The 17,784-nt window shown below is 74.6% G+C and carries 15 protein-coding genes; 11 read left to right on the top strand and 4 right to left on the bottom strand.

All coding sequences use genetic code 11. The annotated features are described in order from the left end of the window. Positions 1–61: 61 nt before the first annotated feature. A complete protein-coding gene (locus ACFHW0_RS21960; protein WP_416610402.1) occupies positions 62–898 on the bottom strand; it encodes a peptidylprolyl isomerase in 837 nt (278 codons plus the stop codon). A gap of 65 nt (positions 899–963) precedes the next feature. After that, complete coding sequence (locus tag ACFHW0_RS21955) at positions 964–1,851, bottom strand: peptidylprolyl isomerase (RefSeq protein WP_416610400.1); 888 nt, start codon at positions 1,849–1,851, stop codon at positions 964–966. 322 nt (positions 1,852–2,173) lie between these two features. Between ACFHW0_RS21955 and ACFHW0_RS21950 the strand changes: the two genes are divergently transcribed. The 3 genes from ACFHW0_RS21950 to ACFHW0_RS21940 all read left to right on the top strand — a co-directional run bounded on the left by ACFHW0_RS21950 (position 2,174) and on the right by ACFHW0_RS21940 (position 5,347). Then, positions 2,174–2,890: an MBL fold metallo-hydrolase gene (locus tag ACFHW0_RS21950; RefSeq protein ID WP_416610398.1), complete on the top strand. Its 717-nt coding sequence runs from the start codon at positions 2,174–2,176 to the stop codon at positions 2,888–2,890. Between the two features lie 126 nt (positions 2,891–3,016). Beyond that, positions 3,017–4,345 (top strand): histidine--tRNA ligase, encoded by a 1,329-nt coding sequence (gene hisS / locus ACFHW0_RS21945; protein WP_416610396.1) that lies wholly within the window; start codon positions 3,017–3,019, stop codon positions 4,343–4,345. A 69-nt stretch (positions 4,346–4,414) separates the two neighbouring features. Beyond that, positions 4,415–5,347, top strand: coding sequence for an acyl-ACP desaturase (locus ACFHW0_RS21940; protein WP_416610394.1), 933 nt, complete (start codon positions 4,415–4,417; stop codon positions 5,345–5,347). Positions 5,348–5,443: 96 nt separating this feature from the next. Here ACFHW0_RS21940 and ACFHW0_RS21935 read toward each other — a convergent pair whose 3' ends face one another. Next, positions 5,444–5,965, bottom strand: coding sequence for a PaaI family thioesterase (locus tag ACFHW0_RS21935; RefSeq protein WP_416610392.1), 522 nt, complete (start codon positions 5,963–5,965; stop codon positions 5,444–5,446). Positions 5,966–6,021: 56 nt separating this feature from the next. Between ACFHW0_RS21935 and ACFHW0_RS21930 the strand changes: the two genes are divergently transcribed. The 6 genes from ACFHW0_RS21930 (at position 6,022) to ACFHW0_RS21905 (ending at position 13,751) form a co-directional block, all read left to right on the top strand. Continuing rightward, positions 6,022–6,498: a winged helix-turn-helix transcriptional regulator gene (locus tag ACFHW0_RS21930; RefSeq protein WP_416610390.1), complete on the top strand. Its 477-nt coding sequence runs from the start codon at positions 6,022–6,024 to the stop codon at positions 6,496–6,498. Positions 6,499–6,807: 309 nt separating this feature from the next. Next, on the top strand, positions 6,808–7,857 hold the full coding sequence (locus ACFHW0_RS21925; RefSeq protein ID WP_416610388.1) for a S1 family peptidase: 1,050 nt from the start codon (positions 6,808–6,810) through the stop codon (positions 7,855–7,857). 103 nt (positions 7,858–7,960) lie between these two features. Next, complete coding sequence (locus ACFHW0_RS21920) at positions 7,961–9,568, top strand: MFS transporter (RefSeq protein ID WP_416610386.1); 1,608 nt, start codon at positions 7,961–7,963, stop codon at positions 9,566–9,568. A 157-nt stretch (positions 9,569–9,725) separates the two neighbouring features. Continuing rightward, positions 9,726–11,531, top strand: a complete 1,806-nt coding sequence (gene aspS, locus ACFHW0_RS21915; RefSeq protein WP_416610384.1) for an aspartate--tRNA ligase — start codon at positions 9,726–9,728, stop codon at positions 11,529–11,531. A gap of 265 nt (positions 11,532–11,796) precedes the next feature. Next, a complete protein-coding gene (locus tag ACFHW0_RS21910) occupies positions 11,797–12,387 on the top strand; it encodes a helix-turn-helix domain-containing protein (RefSeq protein WP_416610382.1) in 591 nt (196 codons plus the stop codon). After that, positions 12,384–13,751, top strand: coding sequence for an MFS transporter (locus ACFHW0_RS21905; RefSeq protein WP_416610380.1), 1,368 nt, complete (start codon positions 12,384–12,386; stop codon positions 13,749–13,751). Before ACFHW0_RS21910 ends, ACFHW0_RS21905 begins: the two co-directional genes overlap by 4 nt. Before the next feature lie 13 nt (positions 13,752–13,764). Here the strand turns inward: ACFHW0_RS21905 and ACFHW0_RS21900 are convergent, their stop codons facing one another. Then, entirely contained in the window at positions 13,765–14,505 is a 741-nt protein-coding gene (locus ACFHW0_RS21900; RefSeq protein WP_416610378.1) for a GNAT family N-acetyltransferase, read from the bottom strand. Positions 14,506–14,670: 165 nt separating this feature from the next. Here ACFHW0_RS21900 and ACFHW0_RS21895 point away from each other — a divergent pair, with 165 nt between their 5' ends. Together ACFHW0_RS21895 and ACFHW0_RS21890 are read left to right on the top strand one after the other, a co-directional pair. After that, entirely contained in the window at positions 14,671–14,892 is a 222-nt protein-coding gene (locus ACFHW0_RS21895; RefSeq protein ID WP_210834577.1) for a hypothetical protein, read from the top strand. A 76-nt stretch (positions 14,893–14,968) separates the two neighbouring features. Further along, positions 14,969–16,474 (top strand): replication-associated recombination protein A, encoded by a 1,506-nt coding sequence (locus ACFHW0_RS21890; protein ID WP_416610376.1) that lies wholly within the window; start codon positions 14,969–14,971, stop codon positions 16,472–16,474. Positions 16,475–17,784: the final 1,310 nt, after the last annotated feature.

The following is a 17,784-nucleotide window of genomic DNA, read 5'->3' as shown; positions in this document are numbered from 1 at the left end:
GGGGACAGGGGAGCGCCCGCCGGCGCGGCCGGCGGGCGCTCGTCGTACGGCTGGGCGTGGGTCAGCCCTGGGGGGCGCTCATGGTGAGCTTGTTGATGGTGACTTCCTTCTTCGGGTGGCCACCACCGGCCTGCTTCGCGAACGCCTTGTCGTCACCCGCCGCGGCGACCTGCTTCACGAGGTCCATGCCGCCGGTGATGGTGCCCAGGACGGTGTAGTTCGGGTCCAGCGGCGAGTCGCCGTAGACGATGAAGAACTGGCTGCCCGTGCTGCCCGGCTGGCCCGAGTTGGCCATCGCGATCACGCCCTCCGGGTACGGGGGCCGCTTGTCGGTGGGCAGGTTCTCCTCGGCGAGCCGGTAGCTCGGGCCGCCGGTGCCGTCGGTCTGCCGCCAGCCCTTGCCCGTCGCGCTCGGGTCGCCGCACTGGAGCACCTTGATGCCCTCGGTCACCAGCCGGTGGCACTTGCTGTTGTCGAAGAAGTTCTTCTCCGCCAGGTGGGTAAAGCTGCCCGCGGTGCAGGGCACCGCCGCACGGTCGATCGTGGCGGTGATCGGGCCCAGGTTGGTGTCGATCGTCATCGTCTGGGTGCCGGTGTTCGACTGCTGCACGGGCGGCAACCCGACGTCCTTGATCTGCGGGGACCGCTGGTCGGTGGGGACCTCGGTCCAGGCGCACTGCACGTTGCCGGCCGCCGGGCCGGCGGTGTCGGTCTTGTCGTCGTCGCCGAGGGTGGTGACGAGCCAGACCGTGCCGGCGACGACGAGGACCAGGACCGAAGCGGCCCCCACGATCGCCTGGGTCTGCCGGCGCTTGCGGGCCCTGGCCGCGCGCTCGGCCATCTCCTTCTCGAGCCGGGCGCGCGCCGCCGCGCGCTGCCGCTCTCTGGTGGACGTCACGCCTGGATCCTCCTGGGCTGTCGGGTGGCGCGGTCGGTGCCGCTGAGACTGGTGGGGCGGCCGGGTCAGCCGGCGCTCGGGCTGGCCGCCGGAGCGCCCGATGCGGACGGCGCCGGCGCCGAGGTCCCCTGCGCCACGGGCTCACCGACGGTCAGGCTCTGCACGACCACGTCGTCGTCCTTGGGCTTGACCTTGGCCCCCGTGCCATTGTCCACGGTCGGCTTGGCGCCGATCTTCGCCACCACGTCGATCCCACCGGTGACCCGGCCGATGACCGGGTACTTCGGGTCGGCCGTCGTGAAGTCCTTGAAGAACATCAGGAACTGGCTGCCGTTGGCGCCCGGCGGGTTGGCGATCATCGCGACCGTGCCCTTCGGGTAGGTCGCGGGCTGGCCGGCCGCAGGGCTCGCCGACGGCGACGGCGCGGTGGGGACGTTCTCGTCGTAGAACGAGTAGGTGGGGCCGCCGAGCCCGGTGCCGCTCGGGTCGCCGCAGCGCACCGCGCCCTCGGCGGTGATCTCGTGGCACTTGGTGTTGTCGTAGAACGACCGGCTGGCCAGGTGGGCGATGCTCGCCGCCGCGCACGGGGCGCCGGCCAGGTCCAGCTCGACGGTGATCGGCGCACCCTGGTTGGTGGTGACCGTCATCGGGCGTACGCCGTCGGTGGGCAGCCCCTGGGTGGCCGGGGTGCCGACGTCCTTGAGGTTGGTGTTCGCGGTGGCGTCCTGCGGGGTCCACAGGCAGACGTCCTCGGCGGCCGTGTTCTCCTTCGGCTCGTCGTCGAAGGCGCCCAGCGCCCACGCCGAGCCGGCCACGATCAGCGCGAGGACGACGGCGACGCCGACGCCGGCCTGGATCTGCCGACGGCGTTTGACGGCGGCGGCCCGGCGGGCGAGTTGCCGGTCGAGCTTGGCGCGCGCCAGTTTGCGCTGCCGGTCCCTGCTGGAAGCCACCCGTGCTCCCCTTCCTCTACCCTGGTCGTCACCGGTGGTCGGGCGTCCTGCGCCCGTTCGACGGCGGGTGCGCCACGCCACACGCCCGCCAGAGTGTACGGCTACCGGCTGGGAAAGTGGTGTACGAGGTCCGGGCCGGGTTTATCGGGACGCGTCACTGGGCCCGGTCGGGCCCACGGGACGCACGCGATCGGCGCCGCCCGCGCCGCGAGGACGCACGCGATAGGCGCCACGCGGGACGCCTCGGACGCACGCGCAGAACCTCCTCGCCCCGCCCGATAGGCTGCGGACGGGGAACAAGCTCGACGGAAGGGGAGCGGACGTGCTCGTGGCCGGCTTTCCCGCGGACGCCTTCGGCACCAACTGCTACGTGGTCGCCGCCGCGCCGGGGGAGCAGTGCGTGGTGGTCGATCCCGGCATCGGGGTGCTCGACCGGCTCGACGCCCTGCTGGCCGAGCATCGGCTGCACCCGGCCGCCGTCCTGCTCACCCACGGCCACCTCGACCACACGTTCTCGGTGGCGCCGGTCTGCGGCGCACGCGGCATCACCGCGTACGTGCACCCCGGCGACCGGGAGATGCTCGCCGACCCGGCCAAGGGGCTGTCGGCGGATCTCACCTCGCTCTTCGGTGGGCGGCTGCCGTACACCGAGCCGGAGGACGTCGCCGAGCTGACCGACGGCGCCACGCTCGCCCTCGCCGGGTTGGAGATCACCGTCGACCACGCCCCGGGCCATACCGGCGGGTCGGTGCTCTTCCGGCTGCCGGCCGCCGGCTCGTCTTGGGAGGCGGAGCAGCTCTGCCTCTCGGGCGACGTCCTGTTCGCCGGCTCGATCGGCCGCACCGACCTGCCGGGCGGCAGCATGACGAGGATGGTCACCAGCCTCCGGGACAAGATCCTCCCGCTGGCCGACGACACCGTCGTGCTGCCCGGCCACGGCCCCGCGACCACCATCGGCCGCGAGCGCGCGACCAACCCGTACCTCGTCGAGGTGGCGGGAGGCGGCGCGCGACCGCCGGCCCCCGCCCGCGGCCTCTGACCGGCCGCACCGACTTCCCGTCCCGCGGCCTCCAGCCGGGCCGCACCGACTTCTCGCCCCGCGGCCGTGGCCGGCCGCGCCGACTCTTCGCCCGCGCCGACCGCGCGGGGCCGCGAACGGAGCATCATGAGCAAGCCCACGCCCATCTCCGGCTTCCCGGAGTGGACGCCCGCGCAGCGGATGATCGAGCAGTACGTCCTCGACCGGATCCGCGACACCTTCGAGCTGTACGGCTTCGCCCCGCTCGAGACCCGCGCGGTGGAGCCGCTGGACCAGCTGTTGCGCAAGGGGGAGACCTCCAAGGAGGTCTACCTGATCCGGCGCCTCCAGGCCGACGCCGACGGCCCGGCCGGCGACGACGCGCTCGGCCTGCACTTCGACCTGACCGTGCCGTTCGCCCGCTACGTGCTGGAGAACGCCGGCAAGCTGCAGTTCCCGTTCCGCCGCTACCAGATCCAGAAGGTGTGGCGGGGCGAGCGGCCGCAGGAGGGGCGCTACCGCGAGTTCCTCCAGGCCGACATCGACATCGTCGACCGCGACACCCTCGCCCCGCACCACGAGGCGGAGATGCCGCTGGTGATCGGCGACGCGCTGCGCTCGCTGCCGATCCCGCCGGTGAGGATCCAGGTCAACAACCGCAAGATCTGCGAGGGCTTCTACCGGGGCATCGGGCTGACCGACCCGGAGGCGGCCCTGCGCGCGGTGGACAAGCTCGACAAGATCGGCCCGGCGAAGGTGGCCGAGCTGCTGGCGCAGACCGCCGGGGCGAGCGAGGCGCAGGCCAAGGCGGTCCTGTCGCTGGCGGAGATCTCCGCCCCGGACGCCTCCTTCGCCGACGCCGTCCGCGCGCTGGGCGTCAGCGACCCGATGCTCGACGAGGGCGTCGAGGAGCTGGTCCGGGTGGTGGAGACCGCCGCCGCGCACTCCCCGGGTCTGTGCGTGGCCGACCTGCGCATCGCCCGGGGCCTGGACTACTACACCGGCACGGTCTACGAGACGCAGATGGTCGGCTACGAGCGGTTCGGCTCGATCTGCTCCGGCGGCCGGTACGACAACCTGGCCAGCGCCGGCGCCACCCGCTTCCCGGGGGTGGGCATCTCGATCGGGGTGACCCGGCTGCTGGGGCTGCTCTTCGGCGCCGGCGCGCTGTCGGTGTCGCGGGACGTGCCGACCTGCGTCCTGGTCGCGGTGACCGGCGAGGAGCAGCGCGCCGCCAGCAACCGGGTGGCCGAGGCGCTGCGGTCGCGGGGCGTACCGACCGAGGTGTCGCCGAGCGCGGCGAAGTTCGGCAAGCAGATCCGCTACGCCGAGCGGCGGGGCATCCCGTACGTCTGGTTCCCGGGGGTGGACGGCGCGGCCGACGAGGTGAAGGACATCCGTTCCGGCGAGCAGGCCCCCGCCTCGGCGGGGGAGTGGGCGCTGCCCCGGGCCGACCTCAGGCCGCTGGTCAGCTGAGACATTACTGGCGCGTACGCGCGATCGGACCTACGGTGGCGTAAGTTACGCCACCGTAGGGAGATCGTCGTGACCGCACTCAGCCAGACCGCCCTGCTCCTCGAACTGGAACCCGTCGTCGAGAAGAACCTCGACCGGCACCTGACCGTCGCCAAGGAGTGGTTCCCGCACGAGTACGTGCCGTGGAGCGAGGGGCGCACCTTCGACGGGCCGCTGGACGGCGAGGCGTGGGCGGAGAGCGACTCGACGATCCCGGACGTGGCCCGTACCGCGCTGATCGTCAACCTGCTGACCGAGGACAACCTGCCCTCGTACCACCACGAGATCGCCACCCTGTTCGGCCGCGACGGCGCCTGGGGCACGTGGGTGCACCGGTGGACCGCCGAGGAGGGGCGGCACGGCACCGCCATCCGCGACTACCTCACCGTCACCCGGGCGGTGGACCCGGTGGCGCTGGAGCGGGCCCGGATGACGCACATGTCCGCCGGCTACGCCAACGTCCACGACGACGAGGTGCTGCACTCCCTGGCGTACGTCTCGTTTCAGGAGTTGGCCACCCGGATCTCGCACCGCAACACCGGTCGGGTCACCGGCGACCCGGCGTGCGAGGCGCTGCTGGCCCGGGTCGCGGCCGACGAGAACCTGCACATGGTCTTCTACCGCAACCTGCTGGCCGGGGCCTTCGAGCTGGCGCCGAGTCAGGCGATGCGGGCGGTCGCCGACGTGGTGGCCGACTTCCAGATGCCCGGCAACGGCATCGACGGCTTCGCCCGCAAGTCCGTGGCGATCGCCCTCGCCGGCATCTACGACCTGCGTCAGCACCGCGACGACGTGGTGGCGCCGGTGCTGCGCCAGTGGGACGTCTTCAACGTGACGGGGCTCGACGCCGACGGCGAGGCCGCCCGCGACCAGATCGCGGCGCACCTCGACGACCTCGAGCGCGCCGCCTCCCGCTTCGAGGAGAAGCGCGACGCCCGCGCCGCCCGCCTGGCCGCCCGCTGACCCCGGCCCCCGCGACAGGGCCGTCGATCATGCAGTCGTGGTGGGGGACAGAACGCCTGAACCAGCGGGATCCCGGCACCACAACTGCATGATCGACTACTCGGTGGGCGGGAGGTCCAGGGGGAAGAGGAGGCACGTCGAGGTGGCGTGGGCGACCAGGCGCGACTTCGCGTCGAGCAGCTTCGCCTCGGCCAGGGCCGTGCGGCGACCGCTCTGCAGGACGGTGCCCTCGCAGCGCAGCGTGCCGCTCGCGACGGTCACCGGGCGGAGGAACTTCACGTTCAGGTCCAGCGAGGTGTAGCCGACCCCGGCCGGCAGGGTGGTGTGCACGGCGCACGCCGCGGCGGTGTCCAGCATGGTGGAGATGACCCCGCCGTGCACGGTGCCGAGCGGGTTGTAGTGGAACTCCTGAGGGACGAGTTCGACGGCCACCCACCCCTCGTCGGCCTCCATCCGGGACATGTCGACCAGGTGCATGATGGGCGGCGCCGCCAGCTCGCCGGCGATCATCGCGCGCAGCAGTTCCAGGCCGCCGCGCCGGCCGACGTGCGCGGCGTTGATGCCCGGGTCGGACCACGAGAAGGTGCGGCTACGTGCCGGATCCTGCGTCTGCGTCATGGACCCAGCCTGGCAGCGCGTTGCTGAGTCTGTCAATCAGACCTAGCCTGGAGCGCATGAGACCCGCGGCACTGGACTGGTCGGTGGAGAACTGCACCATCGCCCGGGCGATGGAGATCCTCGGCGAACGGTGGACCCTCGTCGTCCTGCGCGAGGTCTTCAACGGCGTCCGCCGCTTCGACGACATGCGGGTGCGCACCGGCATCCCCCGCCAGGTGCTGGCCAACCGGCTGGCGATGCTGGTGGAGCGCGGCGTCCTGCGGCGCGAGCCCTATCGGGAGCCCGGCAGCCGGGAGCGCCACGAGTACCGGCTGACCGGGATGGGGCTCGACCTGTGGCCGGTGCTGGTCGCCGTCCTCGGCTGGGGGGACCGCTACCTGGCCGACCCGGAGGGCTCGCCGCTGACGGTCGCGCACCGCGAGTGCGGCGCGGAGGTCCGCGTCGAGCTGCGCTGCGAGCGCGGGCACGAAATCGTCCGGCCGCGCGACGTGGTGCCGCGTCCGGGGCCCGGGGCGCGCCGCCGCGCCGACTGACCGTCCGTCGGCGGACGGATCGGCCCGGGGCCGCGAGGCGCGTCGTCGGCGCCGATCGCCGTGAGGACCCGGTCGCGCGTACCGGATGGTGGGACGACGGGCGAAGCATATAGACGTACGCCTGTGTCCACAATGTTTCGGACTGATGGCCGCCGCAGCCGGGGCGAAAAGGACAAAGTCGGGTCTTGCATACGTACTGAAGTATGTGAATACTTCAGTGAGCTCGGCCGGTACCCCCAGATCGGCAGGGCTGCTCCCGGCTCGTGTCGCCCCGGCGCGGGTCAGTCACCCCCTTCTGGAGGTTGTTGCATGCGACCCACGAGGTCCTCGCTCCGTCGTGCCGCCGTCGTCGCCGCGGCCGGCGCCATGGTCGCCGGCTCGCTGATCGGCGCGCCCGCCCAGGCCGCACCCTCGTTCGCTTCGCCCGACGCCGCCGCCGGCCTGGCCGAGCGCCTCGGCGACCGGTCCGCCGGCACGTACGCCGACGCCAACGGCAAGATGGTCGTCACCGTGACCGACGCGCTCGCCGCCCGGCAGGTCAGCGCCGCCGGCGCCACCCCGAAGATCGTCAAGCGCGGCGCCAGCGAGTTGGCCCGGGCGACCTCGGAGCTGGACCGCTCCGCCAAGATCCCCGGCACCGCGTGGTGGACCGACCCGGCCACCAACCAGGTCGTCGTCTCCGTCGACAGCACCGTCACCGGCGCCAAGCTGGAGCGCGTCAAGGCCGCCGCCGAGCGGATGAACGGCGCGATCCGGATCGAGGCCGAGGCCGGCGTGCTCGGCACCCGCATCTCCGGCGGCCAGGCCATCTACGCCGGTGGCGGCGGTCGCTGCTCGCTCGGCTTCAACGTCCGCAGCGGCAGCACCTACTACTTCCTGACCGCCGGGCACTGCACCAACATCTCGGCCAGCTGGTACAGCAACTCCGCCCAGACCAACCTGCTGGGCAGCCGCGCCGGCAGCAGCTTCCCGGGCAACGACTACGGCATCGTGCGGCACAACAACTCCGCCAACGCCGCCGGCAACGTCTCCCTCTACAACGGCAGCTTCCGGGACATCACCGCCGCCGGCAACGCCTACGTCGGCCAGTCGGTGCAGCGCTCCGGCAGCACCACCGGCCTGCGCAGCGGCTCGGTGACCGCGCTCAACGCCACGGTGAACTACGCCGAGGGCTCGGTCTCCGGCCTGATCCGTACCAACGTCTGCGCCGAGCCGGGCGACAGCGGCGGATCGCTGTTCAGCGGCACCATCGCCCTGGGCCTGACCTCCGGTGGCAGCGGCAACTGCCGCACCGGTGGCACGACCTACTTCCAGCCGGTCGGCGAGGCGCTGAGCCGCTACGGCGTCAGCGTCTTCTGATCGATCGCACCGCAACGGGCCGCCGGGTGATCCCGGCGGCCCGTCCGCCTGCCCGGAGCGGTTTGCCGGACTGGGGCGGGCAGGTCGGGGTAGGTTCCCGTCGGTGAGCGCCCCCGTGACCCCGCCCGCCGACGCCACCGCGTCCCCCTGGGCCCCGCTGCGGCTCGCCGCGTTCCGCAGCCTCTGGCTGGCGGTGCTGGCCAGCAACGTGGGCACCTGGATGCAGACCGTCGGCGCCCAGTGGCTGCTCGTCGACGAGACCAACGCCTCGACCCTGGTGTCGCTGGTGCAGACCGCCAGCATGCTGCCCGTGCTGCTGCTCGCCCTGCCCGCCGGCGCGCTGGCGGACACCCTCGACCGTCGCCGGCTGCTGATCGGCGTGCAGTGCTTCCTGGCCGCCGTCGGCGTACTGCTGGCGGGCCTCACCGCCGCCGGCCGGATGCCGCCGGCGCTGCTGCTCACCCTCACCTTCGCGCTCGGCGTCGGTCAGGCGCTGACCCTGCCGGCCTGGCAGGCGGTCATCCCCGAGCTGGTGCCCCGCTCCCAGCTCGTCTCGGCCTCGGCGCTCGGGTCGATCAGCGTGAACCTGGCCCGCGCGGTCGGACCGGCGGTGGCCGGCGTGCTGGTCGCCCGGGCCGGCGTCGCCACCGTCTTCGCCGTCAACGCGCTGTCGTTCGCCGTCTTCGCGCTGGCCCTGCTGCGCTGGCGGCCCGAACGGACCGGCGGCGACGACCTGCCCGAGCGGTTCACGGCCGCGCTGCGCGCCGGTGGCCGGTACGTGCGGCACTCGCCGGTGGTCCGCCGGATCCTGCTGCGCGCGGCGCTGTTCGTGGTGCCGGGCAGCGCGCTGTGGGCGCTGCTGCCCCTGGTCGCGAGCCGTCGCCTGGACCTGGGCGCGGGCGGGTACGGCGTGCTGCTCGCCGCGCTCGGCGTCGGCGCGGTGGCCGGCGCCCTCGTGCTGCCCCGGATCCGGCTGGCGTTCAGCACCAACCGGCTCCTGCTGCTGGCCGGCCTGGTCTACGCCGCCGTCCTGGTGGTGCTCGCCCTGGCGCCGGGCCCGGTGCCGGTCGCCCTGGCCCTGGTGCCCGCCGGCATGGCCTGGATGACCGTCCTGTCGAGCGTCAACGCCGCCATGCAGCTCTTCCTGCCCGGCTGGGTACGCGCCCGCGGCCTCTCGGTCTACCAGATGGTCTTCGCCGGCGGGCAGGCGCTCGGCGCGGTCGCCTGGGGTGCGCTCGGCGAGCTGACCAGCCTCGTGGTGGCGCTCGCCGTGGCGGCCGGGGCGATGGCCGTCGGCGCGGTGACCGTGCCGCTCTGGCCGCTGCGCGAGACCCGGGGCCTCGACCGGGACCCGGCGGTCTGGTGGCCCGAGCCGCACCTGACGCTGCGGGCCGACCCGCGCACCGGGCCGGTGCTGGTGACCGTCTCCTACACGGTGCCGCCGGAGCGGCAGGCGGAGTTCGTCGCGGCGATGCGCCTGGTGGGCCGGTCCCGGCGGCGTACGGGGGCGATGCGCTGGGGCCTGTTCCGCACGGGCGAACGGGCGGACGGCTTCGTCGAGGTCTACCAGGTGCCCTCCTGGGAGGAGCACCTGCGCCAGCACGGTGGCCGGCTCACCGGCGCCGACCGTGGGGTCGAGGAGCGGGCCCGGGCGCTGACCGTCGGGGACATCGTGGTGAACCACCTCCTGCCGGCCGATCCCCCCGACTGACGGCCGGCGGCGGAGCCGGTCCGCCACGGGTGGGCGGGGCCGCGCTCCGCGCCCGGCGGCAGGCGGAGGGCGCCTGCCTCACCCCGCAACGGGGCGCGGGGGAGGGCTGACAGAATGCCAGGGGTAACGCTGTACCGCAGATGAGGAGACGCGAGTCGTGATCCGTACCCATGACGCCGGCAGCCTGCGCGCGACGGACGCCGGCACCACGGTGACGCTCGCCGGGTGGGTGGCCCGCCGGCGCGACCACGGCGGCGTGATCTTCGTCGACCTGCGCGACGGGTCCGGCGTGGTCCAGGTGGTGTTCCGCGAGGAGGACGCGCACGCGCTGCGCAACGAGTTCTGCGTCCGGGTGACCGGCGAGGTGACCCGCCGCCCCGAGGGCAACGAGAACCCGGAGCTGCCGACCGGCGGGATCGAGGTGACCGCCACCGAGCTGGAGGTGCTCTCCGAGGCGGCGCCGCTGCCCCTGCCGGTCGACGACCAGGTCGAGGCCGGCGACGACATCCGGCTGCGCTACCGCTACCTCGACCTGCGTCGCAGCGGCCCGGCGAAGGCGATGCGGCTGCGCTCGCGGGCCAACCAGCTCGCCCGCACCGTGCTGCACGAGCGGGACTTCCTGGAGATCGAGACCCCGACGCTGACCCGCTCCACGCCGGAGGGCGCGCGCGACTTCCTGGTGCCGGTGCGCCTTCAGCCCGGCAGCTGGTACGCGCTGCCGCAGTCGCCCCAGCTGTTCAAGCAGCTGCTGATGGTCGGCGGCATGGAGCGGTACTACCAGATCGCCCGCTGCTACCGCGACGAGGACTTCCGCGCCGACCGCCAGCCGGAGTTCACCCAGCTCGACATCGAGATGTCCTTCGTCACCGAGGACGACGTCATCGACCTCGGCGAGGCGATCGTCTCGGCGCTCTGGAAGGACCTGGCGGGCCACGAGATCTCCCGGCCGATCCCGCGCATCACCTGGCACGACGCGATGGCCCGCTACGGCTCCGACAAGCCCGACCTGCGCTACGGCGTCGAGCTGACCGAGCTGACCGACTACCTGCGCGGCACCGAGTTCCGGGTCTTTGCCGGCGCGATCGACGCGGGCGGCTACGTCGGCGCGGTCGTCATGCCCGGCGGCGCGTCGCAGAGCCGCAAGGAACTCGACGGCTGGCAGGACTGGGCCAGGGCGCGCGGCGCGCGCGGCCTGGCGTACGTGGTGCTCGACGCCGAGACCGGCGAGGCGCGTGGGCCGGTGGCGAAGAACCTCTCCGCCGAGCACCTGGGCGGGCTCGCCGACGCGGTCGGCGCGAAGCCGGGCGACGCGGTCTTCTTCGCCGCCAGCACGAACACCCGCGAGGCGCAGGAACTGCTCGGCGCGGCCCGCATCGAGATCGCCAAGCGGGCCGGGCTCGTCGACGAGAGTGCCTGGGCGTTCTGCTGGGTGGTCGACGCGCCGATGTTCGAGCGCACCGACGAGGGCGGCTGGACGGCGGTGCACCACCCGTTCACCTCGCCGAACGCCGAGTGGGTCGGCCGGTTCGAGGAGGCCCCGGACCGGGCGCTGGCGTACGCGTACGACATCGTCTGCAACGGCAACGAGATCGGCGGCGGCTCCATCCGTATCCACAGGGGCGACGTGCAGAAGCGGGTCTTCGACCTGCTCGGCATCACTCCCGAGGAGGCGCAGGACAAGTTCGGCTTCCTGCTGGAGGCCTTCAAGTACGGCGCCCCGCCGCACGGCGGCATCGCGTTCGGCTGGGACCGGGTCTGCATGCTGCTCGCCGGCGCGGACTCGATCCGCGAGGTCATCGCCTTCCCGAAGACCCGGGGCGGTTTCGACCCGCTGACCGGCGCGCCGACGCCGATCACCGGCCAGCAGCGCGCCGAGGCCGGCATCGACGCCAAGCCGAAGGCCGCGGCGGCGCCGCACACCGGCACGGCGGGCCCGGCCGCGCCGGTCGCCGACCCCACCTGACCCACCGGCCCACCAGCCCGACTCCCCGCCGTTCTCCGCGTCGGCCGATCAGTCGATCAAGAGGTTTGTGTCAGCGTTCGCCGGAACGCACGACGCAAACCTCTTGATCGTTTGTGGGGAGGCGCGGCGATGCGCCGTGACCGCCGACGGGGCGGCACGCGTCGGCGGCCACGGCCCACGCCGAGACGGGCCGTGGTCGCCGCCGCTGCACACTTTCCGTGCACAACTCTTGTGCATAGAAGGTGTGCACAACTATTCTGCACGCATGGAGAACGAGCGACCCACCGCCCCGCGTACCGTCCGCCTGGACGCCCGGCAGGTGCGCACCCTCGCCCATCCGCTGCGGATGCGGCTGCTCGGCACACTGCGCGTGGACGGTCCCGCGACCGCGACCACGCTGGCCGGGAAGCTGGACACCAACACCGGGGCGACCAGCTACCACCTGCGCCAGCTCGCCGAGGTGGGGCTGGTGACGGAGGACGCCGACCGGGGCACCGGCCGGCAGCGGTGGTGGCGGGCGGCGCACGACATCAGCGACTTCGAGCCGACCGACTTCGACGACGACCCGGACGCCCGGGCGGCGGTGCAGTGGATCCAGGCCGACCAGGTGCGGCTGCTGGCCGAGCAGGCCGAGCGTTGGATGGCCGTCGAGCACGGCTACTCCCGACAGTGGCGCGACGCGGCCGGGATGAGCGACGTGCTGCTCAGGCTCGGCCCGGCGCGCCTGCGGGCCCTCAACGACGAGGTGTGGCAGCTGCTCCAGCGCTACCGCGACGAACCGGTGTCCGACGAGCCGGAAGCGGAGTCGGTGCTCGTCTTCCTGGCCGCGTTCCCCCGGGTGGAGGAGGGGCGGTGAGCGCCCTGTCCGTACGCCAGGTCCGGCACCGCTTCCTGGTGCTGCACGGGCTGCGCTGGCTGCCCACCGGCCTGATGGTCCCGGTGATGATCCTGCTGATGCAGGAGCGCGGCCTGACGCTGTCGCAGATCGGCCTGGTGACGGTCGCCCAGGGCCTCGTCGTGCTGGCCCTGGAGCTGCCCACCGGCGGCCTCGCCGACGCCCTCGGCCGGCGCCCGGTGCTGGTGGTGGCCTGGCTGGTCAACCTCGGCTCGCTCGCGCTCTTCGCCGTGGCCGACTCGTTCGCGCTGTTCTTCCTGGTCTGGGCGTTGCAGGGCGTCTTCCGCGCGCTCGACAGCGGCCCGATGGAGTCCTGGTACGTCGACGCCACGCTCGCCGCCGACCCGGACGCCGAGTACGAACCGGGCCTCGGCCACGCCGGCACCGTCGTCGGCGTCGCCATGGGCGCGGGCGCCCTGCTCGGCGGCGGCCTGGTCGCGCTGGGGCCGGTCGGGCCGATCAGCGCGCTGACCGTGCCGGTGCTGGTCGCGATCGCGCTCCAGGCGGCGGCCCTGGTCGCCCTGCTGGTGCTGCTGGTCGAGGTCCGCCCGGCGAAGGGTGCCGGCGCGCTGCGGGCGTCGGTCGTCGAGGCCCCCAGGATGGTCGGGCAGGCGTTCGGGCTGTTGCGCCGGTCCCGGGTGTTGCTCGCCCTGGTCTGCGTGGAGCTGTTCTGGGGCTTCGGGATGGTCACCTTCGAGTCGCTGCTGCCGGTCCGGCTGGCCGAGGTGGTCGGCGACCCGGACCGGGCGGCGGCGCTGCTGGGGCCGGCCAGTTCGGCGGCCTGGCTCGCCGGGGCGGCCGGCGCGGCGCTCACCCCGCTGCTGCTGCGGTGGCTGGGTGCCGCGCCGAGCGCCGCCCTGCTGCGGATCGTGCAGGGCGCGACCATCGTCGGGATGGGGCTGCTGGCCGGCCCGGTCGGGGTGCTGGTCGCCTACCTGGCCTGCTACACCGTGCACGGGGCGTCCAACCCGCTGCACATGGGGCTGCTGCACCGGCAGGTCGACGGTCCCTACCGGACCAGCGTGATCTCGCTGAACTCGATGATGGGCCAACCCGGATTCGCGGTCGGCGCCATCGTGCTGACGGCGCTCGCCGACACGGTCAGCGTCAGCGCCGCCATGCTGGTCGGCGCCGGGGTGCTGGCGCTCGCCGCGCCGCTCTACCTGCCGGCGTGGCGGGCCCGCCACCGCGCCCCGGCCACCGATGCGGTCCCGGGTGCTGATCCGGTCCCGGCCACCGATCCGGTCCCGGGCGCCCGTACCGGGTCGGGGCCGGTCCCCGACGCGGTGGCGGCGTCCGCCTCCGCGCCGACGCGCGGCGCCTGACGGTGCCGGGCGCTCAGGCCAGGTGCACCGAGCTGCGGGCCAGGGCGCCGGTGAAGCCGAGGCGCCGGTAGAGCCGGATCGCCCCGACGTTGACGCTGTAGACGCCGAGCGCCACGGTGTCGTGGCGGGCGAGCAGGGCCCGGGTCGTCGCGGCGGTCAGCGCCGCGCCCAGTCCCCGCCCCCGCAGGTCGGGGGCGACGGTCAGTCCGGCGAGGAAGCCGATGTCTCCCCGGCTGCGGTCGGCGCCGCAGGCGACGAGCCGGTCGCCGTCGCGGATGCCGTACCAGTCGACGGTCCGCGGGTCGCCCGGGCGGGAGGTGGTGGTCGGGAACGCCTCGTCGATCAGGGCGGTCAGCGCCGGGTGGTCGGCCCCGGTGAGCCGGACGACCCGCTCCTCGTCGGGCTGGCGCGGCGGCGCGACGGTGGTCCAGAGGAAGTCCCACTCGTCGTGCCGGGCCACGGCCAGCCGGCCGGGCAGCGCCGCCGGGTCGAGCCGCGGCAGGTGCAGCCACTGGCCGGGCCGCAGCGCGCCCCGCGCGACCAGGTCGGCGAAGAGCTCGACCGCCGGCCCGGGGGCGCCGACCGCGCCGCCGCGCGGGCCGTGCTCCGCCGGCAGCAGCCAGCCCACCGCGTCGCCGCGCCGCCAGCCGCGCGGCACCTCGCCGCGGGTGAGCGCGTGCCGGGCGTACGGGTGGTGACCGGCGGCCGCCAGGATGGCGTGCCGCCCCTCCAGGGCCTGGTCGGCGATGATCATGTCAGCAAGCCTAGGACGTGCTCCGGCCTCCTGCCGGCGGACCCGGCCTGCGGACGCCGGCGGAACCTGGCCGAAGACCGTGCCGCTCCACGGTGGAGATTGGCGAGCGGACCGATTGGGTACATCCCGCGCCGACCCACTGGGAACCCCCACCGGAGGAACGCCATGCTCGCCATTCTCGCGGCGATCGTTTTCGGCTTCGCCCTGCTCATCGACCTGCTGGACACCAACTTCGGTGCTCCGGACCTGTTCAACTGGAACACGCTCGTGCTCATCGGCCTGCTGCTGCTCTCCCTCTACCTGGCCGGGGTCGGCAGGGGCCCGCGCGGTGGTGGCGGCGGTGGTGGCGGCCGGTGGTACCGGGGCCGGCGTCCCGGCCGCGGCTGACCGCAATCGATCATCGCGGGCCTGGCCCCACGGCGTGCTTCCGGCGCCGTGGGCCGGGCCCGGTACTGTTCCCGTGATGGAGTCCGACGCCCTCTTCTCCCTCGGTGAATCCGCCGGAGCGCCTCCCACGCCCGCGGGTTCCGTCGGTGTGGACGGGTTCACGGCGGTGGGGGAGGACTCGCCGCTGCCCGTCCGGATGCGCCCGCGCAGCATCGACGAGCTGGTCGGGCAGGATCACCTGCTCGCACCGGGTGCCCCGCTGCGCCAGCTCGTCTCGGCCACGGCGCCGATGTCGGTCATCCTCTGGGGCCCGCCCGGCAGCGGCAAGACGACCATCGCGCACCTGGTGGCGCGGGCCACGGACCGCCGGTTCGTCGCCATGTCGGCCCTCACCGCCGGGGTCAAGGACGTGCGCGCGGTGATCGAGAGCGCCCGCCGCCAGCGCCGTTCCGGCGGCCCGCAGACGGTGCTCTTCATCGACGAGGTGCACCGGTTCAGCAAGACCCAGCAGGATTCGCTGCTCGCCGCCGTCGAGGACCGCACGGTCACGCTGCTCGCGGCGACCACCGAGAACCCGTACTTCTCGGTCATCTCGCCCCTGCTGTCGCGGTGCGTGCTGCTCACCCTCCAGCCGCTGGACGACGCGGCGGTGCGCGACCTGCTGCGCCGCGCGGTCGCCGACGAGCGCGGCCTCGGCGGCGCGCTCACCCTCGAGACCGAGGCCGAGGACCATCTCGTACGCCTCGCGGCCGGCGACGTACGCAAGGCGCTGACGGCGCTGGAGGCGGCGGCGGCCTCCGCCACGGCCCTCGGTGCCGGGCGGATCGACCTCGCCACCGCCGAGCAGGCGGTCGACGTGGCGGCCGTGCGCTACGACCGGGCCGGTGACGCCCACTACGACGTGACCAGCGCCTTCATCAAGAGCATGCGTGGCTCGGACGTGGACGCCGCGCTGCACTGGCTGGCCCGGATGCTGGTCGCCGGCGAGGACGCCCGGTTCATCGCCCGTCGCCTGGTCATCTTCGCCAGCGAGGACGTCGGCATGGCCGACCCGACCGCGCTGAGCGTGGCCACCGCCGCCGCCCACGCCGTGGAGTACGTCGGGCTGCCCGAGGCGCAGCTCAACCTCGCCCAGGCGGTGATCCACCTGGCCACCGCGCCGAAGTCCAACTCGGCGACCACCGCGATCGGCGCGGCCATCGCCGACGTGCGGGCCGGCCGGGGCGGGCCGGTGCCGCGCGGGCTGCGCGACGCGCACTACTCGGGCGCCAAGGGGCTGGGGCACGGAACCGGTTACCGCTACCCACACGACGACCAGCGCGGCGTGGTCACCCAGCAGTACGCCCCCGACGATCTCGCCGGCACCGACTACTACCGGCCCAGCCAGCACGGCGCCGAGCGCTCGGTCGCCACCCGGCTGCCGTTGCTGCGCCGTATCGTCCGGGGGCTGCCCGCTCCGGCCGCGCCCTCGGCGGCGGCGGTCGGGAGCGGTTCGGCGGACAACGGCCGCCGACAGACGGACACGGGCGGCGCCGACGCGGCGCGAGAGGGCGGCAGTGACACCGCCGGGGAGGGTCAGTAGTGAAATCGCGTGGTTCGGAGCGACCGGAGGACGGCCCCGAAGAGCGGCGCGACTCCCGCGCCAAGGGGCGCCGCTGGGGGCGGGGCAAGGCCGAGGCCGAGCCCGAGGAGCCGATCAGCGGCGAGGAGTTCGGCTGGATCGACGACCTGCGCTCGGCCAAGCAGCAGCGCACCGAGCTGGGGCCGGACGGGCTGGAGCCGACCTCGCCTCCCGGCCCGCGTCCGGGTGACCCGACGGTTCCCGGCCCTGCCGGGCCGCCGCCTCACCGTGGTCCCGGTCCGGCCGCCACGCCCCCGGTACGCCGCGGCGAGGCCGAGCCCCCGCGCTCGCGCCCGGTGGACGGACCCTGGCCCGGTGCGCCGGAACCACCCCGGCCGGCCGGACCCGCCGCCCCCGGAGCCGTCCCCCCGCACCAGCCCGTCCGTCGCCCCCCGGCGGCCGGTCGTCCGCAACCCGGGCAGGACGGCCCGGACCGGCGGCCACGCCCCGTCCCGGGCGCCCCGACGGGTCCGCAGGCCGCTCCGCCGACGGGCCCGCCTGCCGGCACCGCGACGGGCCCACAGGCGACTCCTCCGGCCGGCCCGCAGGCCGGCTTCCCGGCGCATCCGCAGGCCGACCCGCGGACCGGGCCGCAGCCCGGTCCGGCCGCCGGCCCTACCGCCGGGCCGCCGCCCGGCACGCCCCCGCGCACCGGCGCCGGCGCGCCGACCGGACCGCGTCCGGGTGCGCCGGTTTCCCCGCACTCCGACGCGCCGCACCCGGCCGGGTCGACGCCCGGTCGGCACCCCGAGGGGCGGGCGGCGGTGCCGGGCGGTACGCCGCCAACGGGTGCCGCCGCGCGGCCCGGCGGTGCCGTGGGCGCCGCCCGGGTCGGCGTCCCGGACCCCGGCGCCCCCCTGCCGCCAGCCGGTCCGCCGACCGGTGAGCTGCGCGGCGCCCCGGCCGACGCACGTGACCCCCGGTCCGGCCGGATGCGGCGGGGCCCGGTCGGTGCCGGCGTGCCCGTCCCGACGGACGGGACCGGACCCGTGCCGACGGCAGCCCCGCCGGTGCCGGACGGCGACGGGACCGACCGGGGTCGACGCCCCGGTGGGCCGGCCGGCCGACGCCGCGCCGCCGAGGAAGACGAGCCGCCGGTACCCCGCTCGGGCAACGCCCCGCCGGTGCCCGGCTCCGGCAACGCCCCGCCGGTACCGCGCTCCGGCAACGCCCCACCCGTGCCCGGTGCGCCCGCCGCGCCTCCCGGCGTGGGGGTGCAACCACCCCACGACCCCGCCCCCCGCGGCCGACGCGCCGCACCCGACGACGTC

Source organism: Micromonospora sp. LOL_025, assembly GCF_048060285.1.
GTDB lineage: Bacteria > Actinomycetota > Actinomycetes > Mycobacteriales > Micromonosporaceae > Micromonospora.
This window is presented reverse-complemented; position numbering and strand designations above follow the sequence as displayed.

Bases quoted from the DNA above. Each gene is read 5' to 3' on its own strand.
- hisS (WP_416610396.1), top strand. From the start codon at position 3,017: ATGAGCAAGCCCACGCCCATCTCCGGCTTCCCGGAGTGGACGCCCGCG.
- ACFHW0_RS21935 (WP_416610392.1), bottom strand. From the start codon at position 5,965: ATGACGCAGACGCAGGATCCGGCACGTAGCCGCACCTTCTCGTGGTCC.
- ACFHW0_RS21930 (WP_416610390.1), top strand. From the start codon at position 6,022: ATGAGACCCGCGGCACTGGACTGGTCGGTGGAGAACTGCACCATCGCC.
- ACFHW0_RS21925 (WP_416610388.1), top strand. From the start codon at position 6,808: ATGCGACCCACGAGGTCCTCGCTCCGTCGTGCCGCCGTCGTCGCCGCG.
- ACFHW0_RS21910 (WP_416610382.1), top strand. From the start codon at position 11,797: ATGGAGAACGAGCGACCCACCGCCCCGCGTACCGTCCGCCTGGACGCC.
- ACFHW0_RS21900 (WP_416610378.1), bottom strand. From the start codon at position 14,505: ATGATCATCGCCGACCAGGCCCTGGAGGGGCGGCACGCCATCCTGGCG.
- ACFHW0_RS21895 (WP_210834577.1), top strand. From the start codon at position 14,671: ATGCTCGCCATTCTCGCGGCGATCGTTTTCGGCTTCGCCCTGCTCATC.
- ACFHW0_RS21890 (WP_416610376.1), top strand. From the start codon at position 14,969: ATGGAGTCCGACGCCCTCTTCTCCCTCGGTGAATCCGCCGGAGCGCCT.